The organism is Paremcibacter congregatus (assembly GCF_006385135.1).
GTDB lineage: Bacteria > Pseudomonadota > Alphaproteobacteria > Sphingomonadales > Emcibacteraceae > Paremcibacter > Paremcibacter congregatus.
On record NZ_CP041025.1, the window covers coordinates 1,753,272 to 1,774,592 of the forward strand.

Below are 21,321 nucleotides of genomic sequence, written 5' to 3' on the forward strand. Positions count from 1 at the left end.
GATTAAAACTGAAAATATAAAAATTCGGAAACCTGGGCAAGGGCCAGCATTCCAAAGGTTAATGTCAGGGCGAGGGTGATGGCCCACCGCACGTTAAATTGAAACTTAAACCGTCGATACGCCGGGTTTTGTGGCAAGAGTGTGGTCTTGTCGTTGTCTTCAATGTCATTGAAAGAAGGGGAAAACCGGCTCATGATCTGTTGGGTGTTCGGCATGATCAAGGCGATCGGCAACAGGGCCAATATCCATAAATAGGTAAATACAAATTTTGCCCCGCCGCCGTGAACAAGTTCAAATCCCGCTATTTGTATATAGGATGAAAATCCACCAAGGGCGGCGGCAATACCATAGGGAAGAGATACCCCATTCAGGCCAGCCATAGCCTGTAACATGCCCACGGCAGAGTCAAAGTGACTGGCGCGAAAGAATACCCAGCCAACAACGACTGCTGTAAAAGTCAGCGCCCAGGAAAATCCGCGCCATAGTTTGCTGGTTTCGAGAAATGTGAGCTTGAGAGCCTTGGCTATAAAGTGCCAGAAATGGTTGATGATCAGGTATGTCCCGTGCAGAGCACCCCAGATGACAAATGTCCAGCCGGCGCCGTGCCACAATCCGCCCAGCAGCATGGTGACAAACAGATTGATGTAGCGTTGCAGTCGTCCCTTGCGATTGCCGCCCAGGGCAATGTAAATATAATCGCGTAGAAAGCGGGAAAGGGTAATATGCCATCGCCGCCAGAATTCCACAATATTCAGGGACTTGTAGGGGGAGTGAAAATTAAGGGGCAACTTGATGCCGAACAGGCGCGCCCCGCCAATGGCCATGTCCGAATAACCGGAAAAATCAAAATAAAGCTGTAGCGTATAGGCCAGAGCGCCGCCCCAGGCCTGAAAGAACTGCAACTGCTCCCCGGCGTCGGACAGGGCAAATACCGGAGAGGCGTATACGGCGATACCGTCTGCCAGAACGGCCTTTTTAAACAGGCCTATGGAGAATATAGCCAGACCAATGGTGATGTTGCTGAGTTTAAAGCGCATGTTTGCGCGGTCCATGAATTGTGGCAGCATTTCTTTGTGGTGAACAATAGGGCCGGCAATCAACTGGGGAAAGAAAGTCACGAACAGGGCATAATGCAGGAATTTATATTCTTTTGTGATGCCTTTGTAAGCATCCACCAGGAACGCGATTTGTTGGAATGTGAAGAATGAGATGGCCAGGGGCAAGATGATGTGGTGAAGCTCAAAGTTGCTCGAAAGGGCATAGGCCGCGCTTTCCAAGAAGAAATTGGCATATTTGAAATATCCGAGCAGGGACAGGTTCAGGACAATGCCGATAATCAGGATCAGTTTTGCCCGGCCCTTCTCCTGAAGTGTCCTGTTAATCAGCGTGCCAATAAAGTAACTGACGCCCATGGAGCCAATAATCAACAGAAGGTAATCCGGATTCCACCAGCCGTAGAAAAACAACGATGCCAATACCAGCCACCCGATCGCTTTCTCTGTATTGATCCGGGAGAGAAAAATGAAAACGATCAGGGTTATGGGAAGAAAAAACAGTATGAATTCATACGAATTGAAGAACATGTATAAGTTTTCTCCATATTTACATTTAAAATGTTAATACAAATTACTTATTCAGTACTTAGGGTAAAGGTAAGCAGGTTTATTGATCTACCAGATAAAACAAACAATCTTTTATGGCGATCTCAGGACGCGGGGTGATCATGAACAGACGCAAGGGCAATCTGACCTGTAAAACGCCATCAATGACCTGAAACAGGTCATGTTTGATGTCCACGCCTTGATCGTTGATGGCGGTAAAGTAATCAAGACCGTTGTGCGGTACCCAGCCCAATGATTCACCGGGGCCAGTAATGCCGAAATTATGTTTTTCTATATCAAACGCCAACGTGACGTCATAGCCTGGCTCGGCCTGTTCGCCATAAGTCAATGACACCCCGTCCTTGATCTCCAATCTCAACGGGTGACGATACAGGTCAATTTCAGGGCCGGGCGGCGCCAGAAAAAGGTTGTCGCTCCGGGACAGGATTTCAAGGGCGGTAACGGCTTTCTGATCGGCGCTGAGATCGAAGCTTCCGCCACATTCCAGAGTGATGATCGGGCAAGCGACCGGGGCTTCCATCAGGGCCCCGAGGTGCAGTTCGGTCAGAATTAGTCTGGAGGAGAACTGTTGTGCCAGATTGATGTAAAGGGGGTCAAGACGGGTGGTTACGGCAAAATCAGGACCGGCGCCCGATGTGTTATGCATGTCGACCACGGCTTCCGGTTTTAACGCCGTGATGCGTCGTAAAATCTGTCGGGCGATATTCCCGCAGGGGCTGTCATAAGGGGGGCGAAAGCAGCGGTTCATATCTGGCAGGCCCGGCAGATAGCGGTGGCTGAATTCAGGTTCTGTCAGGGCTGCTTCGACCGAACAGACAAAAATTGACATGTTGGTGCGGGGGATGGCCCGCAAAGGGTCCCGCAACCAATGAAACAGTGCCTTGACTCCTGAAGGTTCATTGCCATGCAGCAGCGTGACCAGCACCCGGGTGCGGGAGGTATCGGCGCCGGTGATGTCAATCCAGGTAGGCCCTCGCATCTGACATAAAAAGGCCTTTATACTGGCGCCGATACTCTCCGGCAGGGGATCTTTCCAGGTTTGTGGCGTGACGTGCTGCATTACGGGGACAAACTCCAATCTACTACAGGGCGACCGCTTTGTTGTTCCGCCATATATTTCAGGGTCATCGCCTGATAACTTTCTTCAGGGGAGAGCGCCTGCTCAAGATAATATTTGAGCATCAGCCGTTGCCAGCGGGCGCCGGTCAGGCCACTACGTACCCTGTTTTCAACTAAAGTGCGGTACCGCCGGACTTCAGCCGAGTTGACCCCTAGCATATCCAGACCTTCTTCCATACGCGGCAACAGGCGCAGGATCACATCCGTGATGGGCTGTTCCGTGGGCTGGCTTTGATGTTCTTCTGGCCAAAGAATTCTCGATTTTAAACCACATTGCGCGGCGCGGTAGAAATTATGTTCGGAAAAGCGAAAAGGCATTGATGGCAAGACGTCGCGCATCTGGTCGCTCAGGCCCATGGTCAGGCCGATAAGGAAGGCCGCATTGGCCATCATGTCATCTGCAGTGGGACCGGAAGGCAGGGCGCGCATTTCTATGCGCAGATGTCCCCCGTCGCCGGCCCCATACACCGCCCGGTTCCAGGGCCAGGTGGTGCCCATATGCAGGTTCAGTTCCGAGAGTGTCGGTGGAAAGGCATCCGCTTGGGGCGCAGTATCAGACAGAATGGGAAAAATGGGAGGATAGAGGGCGACGGTTTCCTGAAACAGTTCCAGCGCAGATTTACGTACCCACCCATGACCATAGGTCACCCGGGAGGGCTGCCGCCAAACCACATCGTTCCGATGGCGGCTGTCGATGGACTGCTTGAACAGCGCGATGCGGGTTTCCTGCCACAACCGGTGGCCAAGCAGGGTCGGGGAGTTGGCTGACAGGGCAATGGCGAGGGGGGTGGCAATCTGGGCCGCATTAAAACTGTTCGCGAATTGATCCGGGGGGACCTTGAGGTGCAACTGCAGCGATGTATTGGCGCCTTCCAGTGTCACATGATTGGATGTCAGCTGCAGCGGGTCTTCGCCATTGATATTGACCTCGAATGAACTTCCGCGTAATTTTTGCAGACCCTTATACAACATGTGGTAGCGTCCTACATCCGTCATATTGTCGGGGTGGAGATTACCTACTTTGAGGGTGGGCAGGATACCGATGGCGACGATCTTGCACTGGTGACGTTCAGCGGCTTTGCTCGACTTGGCCAGGGCATGGGTTATTTCCTGGCCCATTGCGGTGAACGGGGCACCACGGGCCGGCACCGGGGACAGGTTATATTCAAGATTATAACGATTGAGTTCATGCTGAAATTGCGAGTCGTCGAGTTCCCGCAGAAGGATATCGTTGATCGGGGTTGCCTGGGCCGTCTTATCAACGATATAGCTTTCCAATTCGGCACCCAGGGTAATTTCGCCTTCGCCAAAACCCGGGGTCTCGATTGTGGTTCTTAATGTTGCAAGACATTCATAGAGACGCTCTGTAAAACTGTTATAATCCGCCGCTTTGAAGTCGGTCTGTTCAATATTCTTTCCCATGAACATTCTCCCAAGTCAGCATCAGAATACAACAAATCTGCTTACTGTTCTTGATATATATCTAATAAAGCACATTAAAAGAGGCGCAAATTCCCGAAAAGACCCAACACTGGCCTTGAAGTTGGAAAGATTATTGCGTAGTTTGCCGCTGCTACAACATTATATTTTCTCAAAACGAAGAGGATGACTTCGATGGCTTTTATCGCTGACTCACTGAACCGGGTAAAACCTTCCCCTACGATTGCTGTTTCCACCAAAGCGGCGGAACTAAAAGCTGCGGGGCGTGATGTTATTGGATTGGGGGCAGGGGAACCTGATTTTGATACGCCGGACAATATTAAAGCCGCGGCGATTAAGGCAATTGAAGAAGGTCAGACCAAATATACGCCGGCAGATGGCACTCCTGCCGTGAAGAAAGCGGTTTGTGAAAAGTTTAAACGTGATAACGGCCTGCATTACGAACCCAATCAGATTACGGTAAATAATGGCGGCAAGCATACCATTTTCAATGCCTTGCTCGCGACGTTGAACCCTGGCGATGAAGTGGTCATCCCGACCCCTTATTGGGTGTCTTACCCCGATATGACCTTGCTGGCTGGTGGAACACCGGTTTTTGCCGAGGCGACCATTGAAGATAATTTCAAACTGAAGCCTGAAGTTCTGGAAGCCGCAATTACCGATAAAACCAAATGGGTCATTCTCAACAGCCCGAGCAACCCGTCCGGGGCGGCTTATAATCGGCAGGAAATGAAAGCCCTGACCGATGTGCTGCTGAAATACCCTCATGTCTGGGTTATGGTCGACGACATGTATGAGCACATCATTTATGATGATTTTGAATTTGTCACACCGGCTCAGGTTGAACCAAAATTATATGATCGCACCCTGACCATCAATGGTGTCGCGAAAGCTTACGCTATGACGGGCTGGCGCATTGGTTTTGCCGGTGGTCCGGTTGAAATCATTAATGCCATCCGGAAAGTGCAGTCTCAGAGCACGTCTAACCCCTGTTCGATTTCCCAGGCGGCGGCGGTAGAGGCTCTGACCGGGACGCAGCATTTCCTGAAAGAACGGGCGGCTGTATTTCAGAAACGTCGGGATATGGTTGTTGAGATGCTTAGCGAAGTTGACGGCATAGAATGCCCGACACCGGAAGGAGCTTTCTATGTTTATCCCTCAATCGCCGGCCTGATTGGCAAGAAAACCCCTGACGGTACCGTGATTGATAGTGATCTGGCCTTTTGTACCTATATTCTGGAAGCCGAAGGCGTTGCCGCCGTTCATGGGGAAGCTTTCGGGCTGTCGCCGCATTTTCGGGTTTCCTACGCCACGTCCGATGATGCCTTGATCGAGGCCTGTAAGCGTATCAAGCGTGCGTGTGATGCGCTAAGCTGATCATAACGATCAGAAACGATCACATTTTTACTAAAAGTCCGTCTGTCAGATGAGAGACGGACTTTTTTATGGTATACTGATCCGACAGCGTATTCTTTACGTATAAAATTTAAATATTTATACTTATTTGTACATTACCCCTTTAATTAGATTAATTCTAAACTATATAGTAGTATGAATGATGAAAAGGAGAAGGATAGATGCAGATTAATATTGGAATCGAAGAGAATGCCCGAAAAGAAATTGCAGGCGGGTTAAACAGGTTGTTGTCTGACAGTTATACGCTTTATTTGAAAACCCACAATTACCACTGGAATGTTACTGGCCCGATGTTCCAGACCCTTCATATCATGTTTGAAGAGCAATATACCGAATTGTGGGCCGCGGTTGATATAATCGCAGAACGTATCCGCGCTCTGGGGGAATTCGCGCCGGGAACCTATCAGGAATTTTCGCGTCTGACAGCCATCCCGGAAGATGAGACTATTCCTGACGCAGAAGCGATGATCCGAAATCTGGTCGAGGCCAATGAAATTGTAACCCGCACGGCCCGGAGTATTGTTTCCGTTGCCAGCGCCGCCGGAGATGAACCGACGGTGGGGCTTCTGGGCAGCAGAATGGAAGTGTCCGAGAAAAATGCCTGGATGTTGCGTTCTCTTCTGTAAACGCGCTTTCTGTTAAAGAATGTCTGGTTTTATAATCAGAAAAAAGTTAAAGGTGACCTGAATTTGGGTCACCTTTTTTTTATGGACAGATGATGACGCTGAAATTGGTAATATTTGATTGTGATGGGGTTCTGGTGGACAGTGAAGCCTTGGCGAACCGCGAACTGCAGAAAGCGCTGGCCGAAGAGGGGCTTGTGATGAGTATGGAGGAGGTAGTTGAAGCCTTTGTTGGTCGGTCCATGAAAGCGGTTGTGGATATCTCAGGGCAGCGGTTGGGGCGGGCTTTGCCGGATGATTTTCTGGATCGCTTGCAGGTCAAGACATTTACCAAATTCAAATCCTCCCTGAAACCTGTCGCCGGTATTGCAGAGGTTCTGACCGGTTTGCAGGATATGCCATATCAAACCTGTGTTGCATCCAGCGGGTCTCCTGACAAAATGGATCTGACCTTGGGCCTTACCGGTTTGAAGGCGTTCTTTGAGGGGCGGATCTATCATGCCGGGCAGGTGGCCCGGGGTAAACCCTACCCGGATTTGTTTTTATATGCCGCAGACCAAATGGGAGTCGATCCGGCTGAATGTCTTGTGGTGGAAGACAGCTTGCCGGGGGTTCAGGCGGCGGTCGCAGCCGGAATGGAAGTCTTGGCTTATGCAACCCGTGGACAGGATCGTAAGCTTGCGACAGCAGGAGGTATGGTCATCAAGGAGATGCATGAGGTGATCAAATATTTACAAGAGCCCTGCGTATAAAGAGCAGTAATATCATAACGTTATAAAGGGGCGGCCTTGTGTGCGATGCAGTATAACTGCAGGCAAAAAAAATGCCGGGTTATAAAAACCCGGCAAGTCAAAATATAGGGAGGCTTCATGTCTTGGGAGACCATGAAACGGCTATGACCCGACATAGGGGAGGACTGGGTCATAGCAACTGAAATAACTTGGGAGGTATTTCAGAGGATGCTGCATCGCAACATCTTTATTCTGTTATAAAGATTTATACATTAAAGACCACCTCAATTTCGTCAATGCAGCCATGCGTATTATGCATAGCTATGCGGATCAGAAGCGGGCATCCTTGAATTGTTCAATGATGAAGTCTTTAAAGGCGGCAATACGCTTGGAATTCCGTGCTTCCTGGGTATACACCAGGTACGCGGGAAAGGCGGGTCCTTCTATGTCGTTGAGGATTCGGACCACATTTGTGGAGCCTTGCACCAGATAGTCGGGCAGAGCGGCAATGCCGACACCGGACTTTACGGCCTGCAAAACTCCATAAATGCTGTTGATTCGCAGAATTGGTTTGCGCTTCAGACCGTTTTCCTCATCCAGTACCCAGTCAATATTGCGAATCGGGCTGTGGCTGATATCACCGTACGTGACAATATTATGGTCATTCAGTTCTTCCATCGATTCGGGCCGTCCTTTACGACTAAGGTATTCAGGGGAAGCATAAAGATGATGGTGAAACACGCCAACCTGACGCTGGATCAGATCGAGTTGTTGTGCGGGGTGGAAACGGATCGCCACATCGGCTTCCCGGGTCGTCAGGTCAAGATCGGTATCCGTGGCAAGAAGCTGTACGTTGATCTCCGGGTATTTTTCAATGAAGCTGCGAATGTTGTTCATCATCCAGGTGGATCCGAAGCTGAGTGTCGTGGTGATCTTGAGTTCACCCCGGGGCAGGTTGGTACCTTCAATCAGTTGTTGTTCTGTTACGTGAATTTTGGCGACCACCTCTTCGGCTGTCTTAAAGAGGGATTCGCCTTCATCAGTAAGGCTGAGACCACGGGCGTGGCGGTTAAAAAGCGTTGTATTGAGGCTTTCTTCCAGGGAACGAATTTGACGACTGACAGCGGATTGACTGAGATACAGTTTCTCGCCGGCATGGGTAAAACTGCCGGCAGACGCCACCACATGAAAAATTCTTAATTTATCCCAATCCATGATCAATCCCGCTTGGTCGCATATTGCTTATTACTGGCCCGAAAGGAAGACATATCCCTCCAATATACCGGGAAATCCCGATATATTCTTTGGCATTAGTATAAGTGCTTCATTCCTAATAACAATATTTATATAAATACGCTTCCGAGGACCGATGGTCTGGAAATATTATATTGCTGGAATTTAATCCTGTTCTGCGAGGAAGGTTTCCGCTTCCAGGGCTGCCATGCAGCCCATACCGGCGGCTGTAACGGCTTGCCGATAAATTTTATCGGTAACGTCGCCTGCGGCATACACGCCGGGAATGTCGGTAGCGGTGCTGTCAGGAGCTTTGAGAATATAGCCATCATCATCCATCTTGACCTTGCCGGCAAAAATAGCGGTAGAGGGCTTGTGGCCAATGGCGATAAAGACGCCGTGGGCGTCAATGGTTGTAATTTGGTCGGTTTTGACGTTTTTGACCCGGGCGCCGGTGACACCGCCCATGGGGGGCTTATCCCCAACGATTTCTTCGATAACGGTATCCCAGAGAATCTCGACTTTGTCATTGGCGAGTAGGCGGTCTTCAAGAATCTTTTCACAACGCAATGCATCCCGGCGATGAATCAGGGTCACTTTTGAAGCAAAATTGGTAAGAAAGATTGCTTCTTCAACAGCGGTGTTCCCGCCGCCGACCACGATAACTTCCTTATTACGATAGAAGAAACCGTCACAAGTGGCGCAGGCAGAGACTCCAAACCCCTGGAAGGCTTTCTCGGATGGCAGGCCGAGCCACATGGCCTGGGCACCGGTGGAGATAATCACCGTATCGGCAATATAGACAGCGCCGGATTCCCCCGAACAAACGAAGGGTCTCTCATCAAAATTCACTTCTGTGATCATGTCGGTGATGATTTCTGCATCGACATTGCGGGCCTGTGCCTCCATTTGTTCCATAAGCCACGGGCCCTGGATGGGATCAGCAAAGCCAGGATAGTTTTCCACATCCGTGGTGATGGTAAGCTGACCACCTGGTTGCATGCCTTGGACGACAATCGGTTTCAGGTTGGCCCGGGCAGCGTAAATTGCCGCCGTATAGCCCGCAGGGCCAGAACCGATAATCAATACTTTAGTGCGATGTTCCGTGGTCATGTGCTTTTCCGTTATGCATGTAATGAGGCGACAGAGAAAATATTTAAAGCTTTTGGCCCGAGATTCAACTGCTGACTGGAAAAAAAACATCATTGTTGTGGAGATTTTAAGGTTTTATAAGGTTTTCACAGCGATCTCCAGTGTAAAAATTTACATAAATTATGTGATAACTCTTTGTTTTAATAAAAGGAAAATTAAGGAGTTGTCTATATTGTGCGTTGATTATGTAAGGTTGTGCCGAGAGTATGCTTGAAATTTTCCTGTGAAATCAAAAGCTTTGGGGCTTGAAATGAAGATGAGATTGAACTTGAACCTGAATTTAAAATTGAATCAGAAGATGCATAGGTTTGGTGAATTCACACAAAAACTTATCCGTGATGCAAAGGGTATGTCCGCTGTGCTGGTGACCATGTCGTTGATTCCAACCATTCTGGTCATCGGGATTGCCACGGATGTCAGCCGGGCGTATATCGTAAAAACCCGGTTGAGAGCCGCGCTTGACGCCGCCGCCCTGGCGGGCGGCAAGAGTTTTTTTGATAATGACCGGGAAGCCCAGATAAAGAAATACTTTGACGCCAATTTCCCCGCAGGATTTTATGGGTCCAGTGTGTCAGGTCCGTATGAACTGGATGAGGTTGGAGCCAGATTGCCTTCCGGGCATGTCTATAGCGAGAATGATTCGGCATTACGCCTAACAGCGGATGTGACGGTCCCGACCGTATTTATGAGCATTGTTGATTATGATTACATGGAGGTAGGAGGAGACAGTGAAGTGATGCGGGAGACGTCTCTCCTTGATGTGGTGATGGCGATTGATATGTCTGGTTCCATGTTAAACAGTGCCGGAATGGGGGGCGGCCTTAGCCGTCTGGATACCGCAAAAGAGGCGGCGAAAGATCTGGTTAAAATTTTGTTTGGCAATGATGAGGAAAATGCGCTGTTGAATGTGGGACTGGTGCCCTGGGCGGGGAAAGTCAATGTTACTAAAAATGGTACCAAATATGGCAAAGATGCCTTTGGCAATACGATCCCCCAATCACAAAGATACACTACAAAAACTGTTCCTGGTTCTCCTGCCAATCCTTACAAGGAAGAATTCTATCGTTTTGATAAAAATGGCAATGGGAACAAATGGGATGAGGAAGATCTGGTTCTCAAAAACTGGACGCCTAAAATAAACAAGGTTTATTACGCACATAATGCGCCGTCCATTCCACTTTTGGCGGAACCGGAAGAGGGATGGAAAGGGTGTGTCTATGCGCGTTTCGCACGAACCCGTGCTTATGAAAGGTCTCGGTCCTATCGGGATTCAACTGCGGAAAGTCAGGCCGGTGATATTCATGATGGTCCGTTCAAAATAGCGACGGGACCAGCCTGGGTGGGGTGGTATCCCATGGGCAGCGAGGGCGAAAAATCATCCTGTGACTTAAAAAAATTGAATAAAATGTCGCATGCCTGTACCCCGTGTCCTGAATTTGGGATTACGCCCATGCAGCATAAGAAGTCAGACTTGCTCAGCGCCATTACGGAACTGGATATTTCTTCCGGTAACTCTTATACAAATATTCCACAGGGTCTGGCCTGGGCATGGCGGGCGATTTCTCCCGGCAAACCATTTGACGAAGCAACGGTTGTTGCTGATCCGAATTATGTAAAGCATAAAGCAATTATCTTGCTGACCGACGGCGAGAATACAATGAGGTCTGGTGACGCTTATAATTATGGTTTTCATACCAAAAACAAGCGCGATCAACGCCTCAAAGATCTGGCGGATCGGATCAAGAATCTGGATGATGCCGACCCGGAAAACGATGACCAGGTTTTGATTTATACCATTCAGTTCGCCAACAACAGCACGGAACTGGTGGACTTATTGAAATATGTGGCGACTGACAAGGATCATTATTTCTATGCGCCGGATAGTGGGACATTGAAGGCTGCATTTAAGAAGATTGCCAAGGACTTGTCAAAACTTCGTCTTTCAAAGTAATCCTGTTTTACGTTACCTTAAAAGCTGCAGCATTGTCTGCAGCTTTTTTAATTGTGTCATGTGAAAATATGGCTACTCTGGTTTTTTATTCTTCTAAGGTTTTTCTGTATGGTGTGGCAAGATTTCCCTAATTTACGTCGTAAGGGGCAGGTGAATTACCTGACGGCACAGGATGGATGCCACTTAAGAACGGCTTCCTGGCCGACGGATGAGAACAGCAAGGCCATTATCGTGCTGGTTAACGGTCATCGTGAATATATGGAAAAATATAGTGAGTTTATCACGGACCTCTTGGCCCGAGACCTCGCGGTTTACACGTTGGACAATCGCGGGCAGGGATTGTCTGACCGGTTATTGTCCGACCGGCTGAAAAGTTATATCCCCGATTTTGATCTGTTTGTCTCTGACCTGGACGAGTATGTCTCGCAGGTAGTGAAGAAAGACCCGCGGGCGACAGAATTGCCGATCTGTTTGATCGGACATTCCATGGGAGGCAACATTTGTCTGCGGTATCTTCATGAACATCCGGGGCATATTGACAAGGCGGTACTGTTCTCGCCCATGCTTGGCATGACGTTGGGGGCCCCTTTCAAGGATCATCTGGCCAGGGCGCTTATTTCCGGTCTGTGTCGGATCGGATTAGGCAAGGCGGCTTTTCCGGGTCAGGCGGGCCGCTTTAGCCGGGCCGGACATCAGGCGTATATGCCCAAAGTAACCCATGATGCAGACCGTTTTCGTCAGGAAACTGATTTTCTGGACGCTAACCCGGATCATTATGTTGGAGGGCCGACATTTGCCTGGTTGCGGGCGGCGTTGATCAGCGCTGACGAGGTGATGACGCCAGGATATATGGATGTGGTGACCCTGCCTCTTTTGGCTATTTTAGCGGGAGAAGACACTCTGGTTGACAACAGGATGGCAGAAAAGATTTTCGCAGAACGGGCCAATGTCAAGCAGGTTACGATTGACGGAGCGCGCCATGAAGTTTACCGAGAGCTTGACCGGTATCGGGATATCCTGTGGCGTAATATGGATGAATTCCTAGCCTTGCAATAAGCTCAATACCTGCTGATGTAGTTCAGGTGTTGCAGACGCCACCACCTGGCCGCCCTGTAGAACACTTTCCCCGCGCCAATCACTGACGACACCGCCGGCCCCTTCAATGATCGGGATTAGAGCCTGAATATCATAGGCCTCAAGTCCGCTTTCAATCACCACATCAATAAAACCGGCAGCGACCATGGCGTAGGCATAGCAGTCGTAACCGTTACGGACCAGACGAGCTTTTCCAGCCACCCGGTTAAAGGCTGCGACATCCTTGTCTGTGGCGAAAAACTGCGTCGGATCTGTGGTAGAGACAGTGGCCTGCGTCAGGTCTGTGCAGGGCCGACAGGTGATTTTTTCCCCATTGAGAAAACTGCCGTTCGGGGTGCCAATATAACGTTCCTTGAGATAAGGCTGGTCAAGCATGCCGACCAGAGCCTGGGTGCCGTTGTTCAGTGCCACCAATGTCCCCCAGGTGGGGATTCCGCAAATATAGGCGCGGGTGCCATCAATGGGGTCGAGAACCCAGGTCCAGGGCGTTTCGTCTGCTGCGCAGTTGGTTTCTGCTCCCCATTCCTCTCCCAGAATATTATGGGTGGGGTAGGTTGCATTGATATGCTGGCGGATGACTTTTTCCGCCTGTTGATCGGCCTCCGTCACGGGATCATAATCAATATCCAGTTTCCGGCCTTTGTTGACCACTTCAAGGGGACGTTTGAACAGGGGCAGGGTAACCTCGGCGGCCGCCTCGGCCAATTGGTCAAGGAAGATACGGTAAGCGGCAATATCGGCGGGGGTTAGGCTGGCGCCCATTGTGAAAATCTCCTGTTTTTCGCGGGTCCCCTTATGTCAACCAGACAGGCGGTTTTGTCAAGTCGTTAGGTGAGGATGCCGGAAAACAAGAGATTCTATATGACTGGCTGAAGTGACCTAGACACCGATGCGCGGTTCGCCTTCGCGGGACGGGCCGAAGCTTTTTTGCAGGATCGTCGTGCTTTCTTCGGCTTTGGCAATGGCGGCGCTGAGGAGGCCGAGAATTTCGACATTATTATTCATCACAATCTGAGCTTCTGCCCGGTCATCATCCATAATTTTTGTGGTGCGCAGGAAGATGTCCTTGCGAATAATCTTGAGAATATCTTCCAGGCGATAGCCATCAGGTTTGTCTTCGGTTATCAGAAAATGTGTCATTTTATGCCTTTAATCATCGTGATATTTTCGACGAGTATAAGAGAGACATATTAATAAATGGTATGTGCAATACGCATATAAAAAAACCCCGGAGGCGAACCTTCGGGGCTTTATCAATTCATTTGAGACTAATGAGACTAACTTACTGAGCGGCGCGGGCTGCCTTTTTACGCTCATGCGGGATCAGGAAACGCTTGCGCAGACGGATGTTTTCTGGCGTGACTTCCACCAGTTCATCGTCATTGATATAGGCAATGGCCTGTTCCAGGGTAAGTTTCTTTGGCGGCACCAGTTTCACGGCCTCATCTTTACCAGATGCCCGCATGTTGGTGAGTTGCTTGCCCTTCAGAACGTTTACATCAAGGTCATTATCGCGGCTATGTTCGCCGATGATCATGCCTTCGTAAGTGTCTTCACCCGGATTAATCATGATCACGCCACGATCTTCCAGATTGAACAATGCGTAAGGAACCGCTTTGCCGGTGCCCATCGCGATGAGAACGCCGAGACGCCGTCCGGGGATCGCGCCTTTATACGGACCATAGCTGTGATACACACGGTTCATCACGCCTGTCCCTTTGGTATCCGTCAGGAACTCACCGTGATAGCCGATCAGGCCGCGAGACGGCGCCAGGAACGTAATGCGGGTCTTGCCGGCGCCACTGGCGCGCATGTCAGTCATTTCCGCTTTCCGCAGGCTCATTTTTTCAACAACGACACCTGAATATTCTTCGTCAACGTCGATTACGACTTCTTCATAAGGCTCGGTCCGCGCACCGGTCTCTGGGTCTTCTTTATAAAGCACTCGGGGACGGGAGATGGTCAACTCAAAGCCTTCACGGCGCATTGTTTCAATCAGAACCCCCAGTTGCAGCTCGCCACGTCCAGCCACCTCGAAGCCGTCTTTGGCTTCACTTTCGGTGATTTTAATGGCGACGTTACCTTCGGATTCAACAGCCAGACGGTCCCTGATCATGCGGCTGGTGACTTTGGAGCCTTCACGACCGGCGAAAGGACTGTCATTGACCGAGAAGCGCATGGACAACGTCGGGGGATCAATCGGTTGAGCCTGTAGGGCTTCGGTCACTTCCGGCGCGCAGAAGGTATCGGCAACCGTGCCGACGGACAGACCGGCAATGGAAATGATTTCACCGGCCATGGCTTCATCAACCGGAACCCGGTCGAGGCCACGGAAAGACATCAGTTTACTGGCGCGGCCGGTTTCGACGATTTCGCCTTTTTGGTTGATCACTTTGATCTGGTCATTGACCTTGATCTTGCCGCTTTGTACGCGACCGGTCAGTACTCGGCCCATGAAGTTATCGCGGTCGAGAAGGGTGGCCAGCATGGTAAAGGGCTGGTCAATATTCTCTTTTGTCATGACAGAAGGTTTGTCATAATATTCGAGGATTTTTTCCAGCAATGGGTCGAGATTTTCCCGAGGACCATCCAGTTCATGATCGGCCCAGCCATCACGGCCAGAAGCGAACAGGGTCGGGAAGTCAAGTTGATCTTCGTTGGCGTCCAGGCTGACAAACAGGTCGAAGACCTCGTCATGAACGGCGTCTGGACGACGGTCGGGTTTATCAACTTTATTAACGACAACAATTGGCTTCAATCCAAGCGCCAGGGCTTTGGAAAGCACGAATTTTGTCTGAGGCATTGGGCCTTCTGCGGCATCTACCAGAAGAATCACGCCGTCAACCATGCTGAGGATTCGTTCCACTTCGCCACCGAAGTCGGCATGGCCCGGGGTATCAACGATATTGATCCGGTGGTCTTTCCATTCAATGGAAGTACATTTGGCGAGAATGGTAATGCCACGTTCTTTTTCAAGGTCGCCGCTGTCCATCGCGCGTTCTTCAACCCGTTGATTTTCCCGGAAAGTTCCACTTTGACGGAACATGGTGTCAACCAATGTTGTTTTGCCGTGGTCAACGTGGGCAATGATAGCAATATTACGAAGTGACATTTGTTTCACCTAAAACTGTTGATTAACCTGATGCAAAAATCTATTTATGATGCAGTGCAATATCAGGGCTAAAAATTCGGCGCAGTATACTGCTATTGAGTTGAAAGTCTATGTGAATTTATGATTAAGCAAAATTAAGGGAAATTCGATGAAAGCCATGATTGTCCGGGAGCGGGGAACACTTGAAAATTTAAAGCTTGAAACTGTCGAGGATCCCGTTGCCGATGCCAAAAGCGTCGTCATCGATATCAAGGCATGCGCCGTGAATTTTGCCGATAGCCTGATGGTGGAAGGCAGTTATCAGGTCAAACCACCTTTGCCTTTCAGTCCCGGTCTGGAAGTCGCCGGAACCGTGAGTGAAGTTGGCAGTGAAGTCAGTGGCTGGAAGGTCGGGGACAAGGTTCAGGCCTTGACCAACTGGGGTGGTTTCGCTGAAAAAATTGCAGTTCCGGCCAAATCATTGTGCGCCATCCCGGCAGGGATGACTTACGAGGAAGCGGCGTCTTTTGTTGTCGCTTACGGCACCAGCCATGTGGCGCTTGGATACCGGGCCCGGTTGCAACCGGGTGAATGGTTGGTGGTCAATGGCGCCGGAGGAGGGGTAGGCCTTACGGCTGTCGAGTTGGGGGCGATTATGGGCGCCCGGGTAATTGCCACGGCGGGTTCTGATGAAAAGCTGGCCATCGCCCGTGAGAAAGGGGCCGAATTTACCCTCAATTATCGCACAGAGAATATCCGTGACCGGATCAAGGAGATCACAGACGGCAAAGGGGCCAATGTGGTATATGATCCGGTGGGTGGTGATGTTTTTCGTCAGTCTTTTCGGGCGATGGCGCCAGAAGGCCGCATGATTGTGATCGGCTTCGCGAGTGGTGATATCCCTCAGGTTCCGGCTAATCACCTTTTGGTCAAGAATATCGAACTCATCGGTTTTTACTGGGGAGCTTACAAGCAATTCAAGAACCAAGTGCTGGTGGATTCTGCCGTCGAGTTATTTGACTGGTATAAAAAAGGAGCGATCAAGCCGCATATTAGTGCGACATACCCGCTTGAAAAAACGGCGGATGCCATTCGGGCCTTGCGGGCGCGGACATCGGCCGGGAAAGTCATTGTCACCATCTGACATTATTTATCTGCTTTATTTGTAATTAATCTTACGGCATTAGGTAAGCATTAACGGATCACGGGTATGCTTTTTTGCTTGAGTGTATTGCATAACCCTAAAGGGAATAAAGTTACCTATGTCCGTTTTATCAGAAGAAGCTGTTGATGCCCTCTATGAATCAGAGGCGATTGAAGAGGCGCAGGAAGTTGCCGCCAATCTGGAATTGCGCCTTCAGCAAATGATCAGTTGCGATATCAGCAAGGAAGAAGCCCATAAACTGATGATGCAGGACAGCTCTAACCTGCGGTTAAAGGTTAAGGCGGTGAGCCTGCCGGGGTTGAACGCCATTTGCCAGCGTCTTGATGAATACCTCTGGCACATCAAAGAAATTTCCATGCAGAATATTACTGATCTACAGCAGTTCAGTGACCGGATCAGTAAGGCTCTGGAAGGTGGAGAGGGCTATATAGAGGATGTTGCCGAGGAAATTCGCAATCTGCCTCATCATTCGACCTTCAACATTGACGACATCAAAATTGTTAATAAAGAGGTGACGTTGGTTTTGCCGCAAAAGGTTGCGGCCCGGGTCGTGGAACGTGAACTGGTTGAATGTGGTTATCGGGTTAATACCGTGTTGGATTCTCTGCAGGCCTTTGAAATCATTCTCGAGACAAAACCTGACCTGGTGATTTGCAGCGCCATGTTGCCGCGCCTCAGTGGCGTTGACCTGATATGCGCTCTCAGGGCCATGCCAACGACACAGGATGTGCATGTGGCTTTGCTGACCAGTCTGGAACTAAATCACCCTGACTTGCGGAAATTGCCGATGAATGTCGGGATTATTCGCCGTGGCGAGGCGTTTGGTTCTGACCTTGCCGATGTCTTGCAGCGATTTAACATTACCTGATTATTTTCCCATAATATGCTATAAAGCCTTCCACCCTGTCGCGGGGCGGGAGGCTTTTTTATATGATCAGGTCTATTTTTATATGGACTGAATTACAAAAATTTAACTCACCAGTAACATTATTGAATTGACTTTTGGATGGCCACAATGTTACTGATCAGTAATCAAAAAACTTAAGTCAAAATATGTCATGAATCAAACCTAGAGGACAACATGCAGGATATTCTGGATCAGCTTGAGAAAAAGCGCGAGCAAGCGCGTATGGGCGGCGGACAGCGCCGTATTGATGCGCAACATGGCAAAGGTAAACTCACGGCGCGTGAACGTATAGATGTCCTGCTTGATCCGGACAGTTTCGAAGAATATGACATGTTTATGGAGCATCGCTGTGTCGATTTTGGCATGGCCGAGCAGAAGATTTCCGGCGACGGGGTTATCATCGGCAGTGGCACCATCAATGGGCGACTGGTTTTTGTTTTCAGTCAGGATTTTACGGTCTTTGGCGGTTCTCTGTCTGAAACCCATGCGGAAAAAATTTGCAAGGTCATGGATATGGCCATGAAGGCTGGTGCGCCGATCATTGGGTTGAATGATTCTGGCGGGGCCCGTATTCAGGAAGGCGTTGCGGCCCTGGCGGGCTATGCCGATGTGTTTCAGAAAAATATCATGGCGTCCGGTGTCATTCCACAGATTTCTGTGATTATGGGCCCCTGCGCCGGCGGCGCGGTATATTCACCCGCCATGACCGACTTTATTTTCATGGTCAAAGACAGTTCTTATATGTTCGTGACCGGACCGGATGTGGTCAAAACCGTGACCAATGAAACGGTAACCCAGGAAGAGCTTGGCGGGGCGATTACTCATACAACAAAGTCGAGTGTCGCTGATATTGCCTTTGATAACGACGTGGAAGCCTTGCTTCAGGTGAGGCGACTGGTGGATTTGTTGCCGGCGAACAATCGTGACACTTCGCCTGATTTTCCGACATTTGATGACCCGAACCGGGAAGAGCTGTCGCTTGACACCCTGATCCCGGACAATCCCAACAAACCCTATGACATGCACGAACTTATTCAGAAAGTCATAGATGAGGGGGATTTTTACGAAATTCAACCGGAATTTGCCAAGAATATCATCACGGGTTTTGGACGGATTGAGGGGCAGACCGTGGGTTTTGTCGCCAACCAACCAATGGTGTTGGCAGGTTGCCTGGACATCAATGCCTCACGCAAGGCGGCGCGTTTTGTGCGTTTCTGCGATTGTTTTAACATTCCCATCGTTACCTTTGTCGATGTGCCAGGCTTTCTGCCGGGCACCCAGCAGGAATATGGCGGGATCATCAAGCAGGGCGCCAAGTTGTTGTTTGCTTATGGCGAGGCGACGGTGCCGAAAATCACCATCATCACGCGCAAGGCTTACGGCGGTGCGTATGACGTGATGGCGTCGAAACATCTGCGGGGGGATTTGAATTTTGCCTGGCCGACAGCTGAAATTGCAGTGATGGGCGCTAAAGGCGCGGTCGAGATTATCTTCCGCGCTGACAATGGTGATGCGGAAAAGATCCAGGCGAAAACCGATGAATATTCCGCCAAGTTTGCCAATCCTTTTGTTGCTGCCGGGCGTGGATATATTGATGATGTGATTATGCCGCACGCCTCGCGACGCCGCATTTCCCGGGGGCTGCGTATGCTGAAGAATAAGCAGATCAGCAACCCGTGGAAGAAGCACGACAATATTCCGTTGTAAGCCGCTTACGAGAAGTAAAAGAGAGATCAAGACCATGTTTTCAAAAATTCTCATTGCCAACCGCGGCGAAATTGCCTGTCGTGTGATCAAAACCGCCCGCAAGATGGGCATCCAGACCGTTGCCGTATATTCCGATACCGATGCCGAGGCCCTGCATGTACGACTGGCCGATGAAAAAGTTCATATTGGCGCATCCCCGGCGGCGGAAAGCTATCTGATTGCCGACAAGATTATCCAGGCGGCCAAGGATACAGGGGCGGAAGCCATCCATCCGGGGTATGGATTCTTGTCTGAAAATGCCGATTTCTGCGAACGGCTTAAAAAGGAAGGCATCATCTTCATTGGGCCGGACGTTAAAGCCATTGGCGTGATGGGCGACAAGATTGAATCGAAGAAATTCGCCGCCAAGGCCGGGGTTAATACGGTACCAGGCAATACGGATATCATCCGGGATTCTGCACATGCGGTCGAAATATCCGGGGGTATTGGCTATCCTGTGATGATCAAGGCGTCTGCCGGCGGCGGCGGCAAGGGCATGCGGGTGGCCTACAATGATGAAGAGGCGGCCGAAGGCTTTACCTCCGCCACCAATGAAGCCATCTCCAGCTTTGGCGACGATCGGGTCTTTATTGAGAAATTCATTGAAGAGCCGCGCCATATCGAAATTCAGGTGCTGGGTGACAGCTTTGGCAATGTGATTTATCTCGGGGAGCGGGAATGTTCGATTCAACGCCGTCATCAGAAGGTGATCGAGGAAGCGCCCAGTCCCTTCCTTGATGAGGCGACCCGAAAACATATGGGGGAGCAATCCGTCGCCCTGTCAAAGGAAGTACAGTATAAGTCTGCCGGGACGGTCGAATTTATCGTCGATAAGAACCGCAACTTCTATTTTCTGGAAATGAATACCCGGCTTCAGGTTGAACATCCGGTTACCGAGCTGATCACCGGTGTTGATCTGGTGGAACAGATGATCCGGGTGGCCTATGGCGAAAAGCTCACGCTCACTCAGGCTGATATTAAGCTCAAGGGCTGGGCCATGGAAAGTCGGGTTTATGCCGAAGATCCTCTGCGCGGTTTTCTGCCATCGATTGGCCGGGTGGTGAAATATGCCCCGCCAGAAGAAAGCGATCATGTGCGCGTCGATACCGGGATTTATGAAGGTTCTGAAATCTCCATGTTTTATGATCCGATGATCGCCAAGCTGATCACCTACGGCGAAACACGGGATGAGGCGATCCATCATATGCGCGATGCGCTTGATCGCTATTATATCCGGGGTCTGAATCATAATATCGCCTTCCTGGCTGATGTCCTGAACAGTGATCGTTTTCAGTCGGGCAACATCACCACCAATTATATTGCCGAAGAATATCCCGATGGCTTTGTTGGCGGGGCGCTACCAGAGTCGACGAAGGTGGTGATGGTGACCGCAGCACAGGTTATCCATTCCTTTGAAATGGCGCGTCAGGCGAGCATTTCTGACAAGATGAATGAAGATGCTCCGCACTATGGGGAGGAATGGCGCGTCATCCTCGCTGGAGAAACTCATGCGACGCAGCTTTATGCAACGGACGAAGGCTGTACAGTCGTTATCGCTGGGCAGCCGCATGACGTTACGACAACCTGGGTGCCCGGAGGGCCGCGGTTCTTTGGCGCGATAGATGGGGTCGACGTCTGTGTCGAGGTTGAGCGCCGGCGTGACGGCTACCGTCTGAGCTATAACGGAGCAACGCAGAATATCCAGGTACGCACGCCACGCGAAGCGGAACTGGCCGCGTTGATGCCGGAGAAAATGCCGCCGGACATGTCCAACTTCCTGCTCTGCCCGATGCCGGGGCAGGTCGTCTCAATTGATATCGTGGCGGGTGATGAGGTCAAAGCCGGGCAAATCCTTTGTGTGGTTGAAGCCATGAAAATGGAAAATATCCTGCGGGCGGAAAAAGACGCCGTGGTCAAGAAAGTTTCCGCCGAAGCCGGGGACAATCTGGCGGTTGATGAAATCATCATAGAATTTGAGTGACAGCAACATGACATATGCCAAAAAGGCGGCCTTCGGGTCGCTTTTTTTA

17 protein-coding genes are annotated in these 21,321 nt (G+C 50.2%); 9 read left to right on the forward strand and 8 right to left on the reverse strand.

Going from position 1 to position 21,321, the window contains the following annotated elements; genetic code table 11:
* Positions 1-2: 2 nt before the first annotated feature.
* From FIV45_RS07780 to FIV45_RS07790, 3 genes are all read right to left on the reverse strand, one after another.
* The gene (locus FIV45_RS07780; RefSeq protein ID WP_099471802.1) at positions 3-1,583 is read right to left on the reverse strand and encodes an MBOAT family O-acyltransferase; all 1,581 of its coding nucleotides are present in this window, start codon (positions 1,581-1,583) and stop codon (positions 3-5) included.
* A gap of 79 nt (positions 1,584-1,662) precedes the next feature.
* Positions 1,663-2,682 carry a M14 family metallopeptidase gene (locus FIV45_RS07785; protein ID WP_099471803.1) on the reverse strand — a complete coding sequence of 340 codons (1,020 nt, stop codon included), beginning with the start codon at positions 2,680-2,682 and terminating at the stop codon, positions 1,663-1,665.
* The gene (locus tag FIV45_RS07790) at positions 2,682-4,163 is read right to left on the reverse strand and encodes a glutamate-cysteine ligase family protein (protein WP_099471804.1); all 1,482 of its coding nucleotides are present in this window, start codon (positions 4,161-4,163) and stop codon (positions 2,682-2,684) included. Before FIV45_RS07790 ends, FIV45_RS07785 begins: the two co-directional genes overlap by 1 nt.
* 192 nt (positions 4,164-4,355) lie before the next feature.
* Here FIV45_RS07790 and FIV45_RS07795 point away from each other — a divergent pair, with 192 nt between their 5' ends.
* From FIV45_RS07795 to FIV45_RS07805, 3 genes are all read left to right on the forward strand, one after another.
* The gene (locus FIV45_RS07795; protein WP_099471805.1) at positions 4,356-5,558 is read left to right on the forward strand and encodes a pyridoxal phosphate-dependent aminotransferase; all 1,203 of its coding nucleotides are present in this window, start codon (positions 4,356-4,358) and stop codon (positions 5,556-5,558) included.
* A gap of 200 nt (positions 5,559-5,758) precedes the next feature.
* Positions 5,759-6,223, forward strand: a complete 465-nt coding sequence (locus tag FIV45_RS07800; protein WP_099471806.1) for a Dps family protein — start codon at positions 5,759-5,761, stop codon at positions 6,221-6,223.
* 92 nt (positions 6,224-6,315) lie between these two features.
* Positions 6,316-6,972, forward strand: a complete 657-nt coding sequence (locus FIV45_RS07805; RefSeq protein WP_165776944.1) for an HAD family hydrolase — start codon at positions 6,316-6,318, stop codon at positions 6,970-6,972.
* 309 nt (positions 6,973-7,281) lie between these two features.
* On the opposite strand, the gene FIV45_RS07810 is transcribed toward FIV45_RS07805, so the two are convergent.
* On the reverse strand, positions 7,282-8,166 hold the full coding sequence (locus tag FIV45_RS07810; RefSeq protein WP_099471808.1) for a LysR family transcriptional regulator: 885 nt from the start codon (positions 8,164-8,166) through the stop codon (positions 7,282-7,284).
* A gap of 183 nt (positions 8,167-8,349) precedes the next feature.
* Positions 8,350-9,297 (reverse strand): thioredoxin-disulfide reductase, encoded by a 948-nt coding sequence (gene trxB / locus FIV45_RS07815; RefSeq protein WP_099471809.1) that lies wholly within the window; start codon positions 9,295-9,297, stop codon positions 8,350-8,352.
* A gap of 337 nt (positions 9,298-9,634) precedes the next feature.
* Between trxB and FIV45_RS07820 the strand changes: the two genes are divergently transcribed.
* Both FIV45_RS07820 and FIV45_RS07825 read left to right on the forward strand, forming a co-directional pair.
* On the forward strand, positions 9,635-11,287 hold the full coding sequence (locus FIV45_RS07820) for a pilus assembly protein TadG-related protein (RefSeq protein ID WP_165776945.1): 1,653 nt from the start codon (positions 9,635-9,637) through the stop codon (positions 11,285-11,287).
* Positions 11,288-11,395: 108 nt separating this feature from the next.
* A complete protein-coding gene (locus FIV45_RS07825) occupies positions 11,396-12,343 on the forward strand; it encodes an alpha/beta fold hydrolase (RefSeq protein ID WP_099471811.1) in 948 nt (315 codons plus the stop codon).
* On the opposite strand, the gene hisN is transcribed toward FIV45_RS07825, so the two are convergent.
* The 3 genes from hisN to typA form a co-directional block, all read right to left on the reverse strand.
* Positions 12,329-13,144: a histidinol-phosphatase gene (gene hisN, locus FIV45_RS07830; RefSeq protein WP_099471812.1), complete on the reverse strand. Its 816-nt coding sequence runs from the start codon at positions 13,142-13,144 to the stop codon at positions 12,329-12,331. The genes FIV45_RS07825 and hisN overlap by 15 nt on opposite strands.
* A 117-nt stretch (positions 13,145-13,261) precedes the next feature.
* On the reverse strand, positions 13,262-13,522 hold the full coding sequence (locus tag FIV45_RS07835; RefSeq protein WP_099471813.1) for a histidine kinase: 261 nt from the start codon (positions 13,520-13,522) through the stop codon (positions 13,262-13,264).
* Positions 13,523-13,664: 142 nt separating this feature from the next.
* Positions 13,665-15,494 (reverse strand): translational GTPase TypA, encoded by a 1,830-nt coding sequence (gene typA, locus FIV45_RS07840; RefSeq protein WP_099471814.1) that lies wholly within the window; start codon positions 15,492-15,494, stop codon positions 13,665-13,667.
* A gap of 148 nt (positions 15,495-15,642) precedes the next feature.
* On the opposite strand from typA, the gene FIV45_RS07845 reads away from it, so the two are divergent.
* From FIV45_RS07845 to FIV45_RS07860, 4 genes are all read left to right on the forward strand, one after another.
* Complete coding sequence (locus tag FIV45_RS07845) at positions 15,643-16,617, forward strand: NADPH:quinone oxidoreductase family protein (RefSeq protein ID WP_099471815.1); 975 nt, start codon at positions 15,643-15,645, stop codon at positions 16,615-16,617.
* A gap of 118 nt (positions 16,618-16,735) precedes the next feature.
* Positions 16,736-17,506 carry a response regulator gene (locus FIV45_RS07850; protein WP_099471816.1) on the forward strand — a complete coding sequence of 257 codons (771 nt, stop codon included), beginning with the start codon at positions 16,736-16,738 and terminating at the stop codon, positions 17,504-17,506.
* A 213-nt stretch (positions 17,507-17,719) separates the two neighbouring features.
* Positions 17,720-19,252: an acyl-CoA carboxylase subunit beta gene (locus FIV45_RS07855; RefSeq protein ID WP_099471817.1), complete on the forward strand. Its 1,533-nt coding sequence runs from the start codon at positions 17,720-17,722 to the stop codon at positions 19,250-19,252.
* A gap of 34 nt (positions 19,253-19,286) precedes the next feature.
* Positions 19,287-21,272, forward strand: a complete 1,986-nt coding sequence (locus FIV45_RS07860) for an acetyl-CoA carboxylase biotin carboxylase subunit (protein ID WP_099471818.1) — start codon at positions 19,287-19,289, stop codon at positions 21,270-21,272.
* Positions 21,273-21,321: the final 49 nt, after the last annotated feature.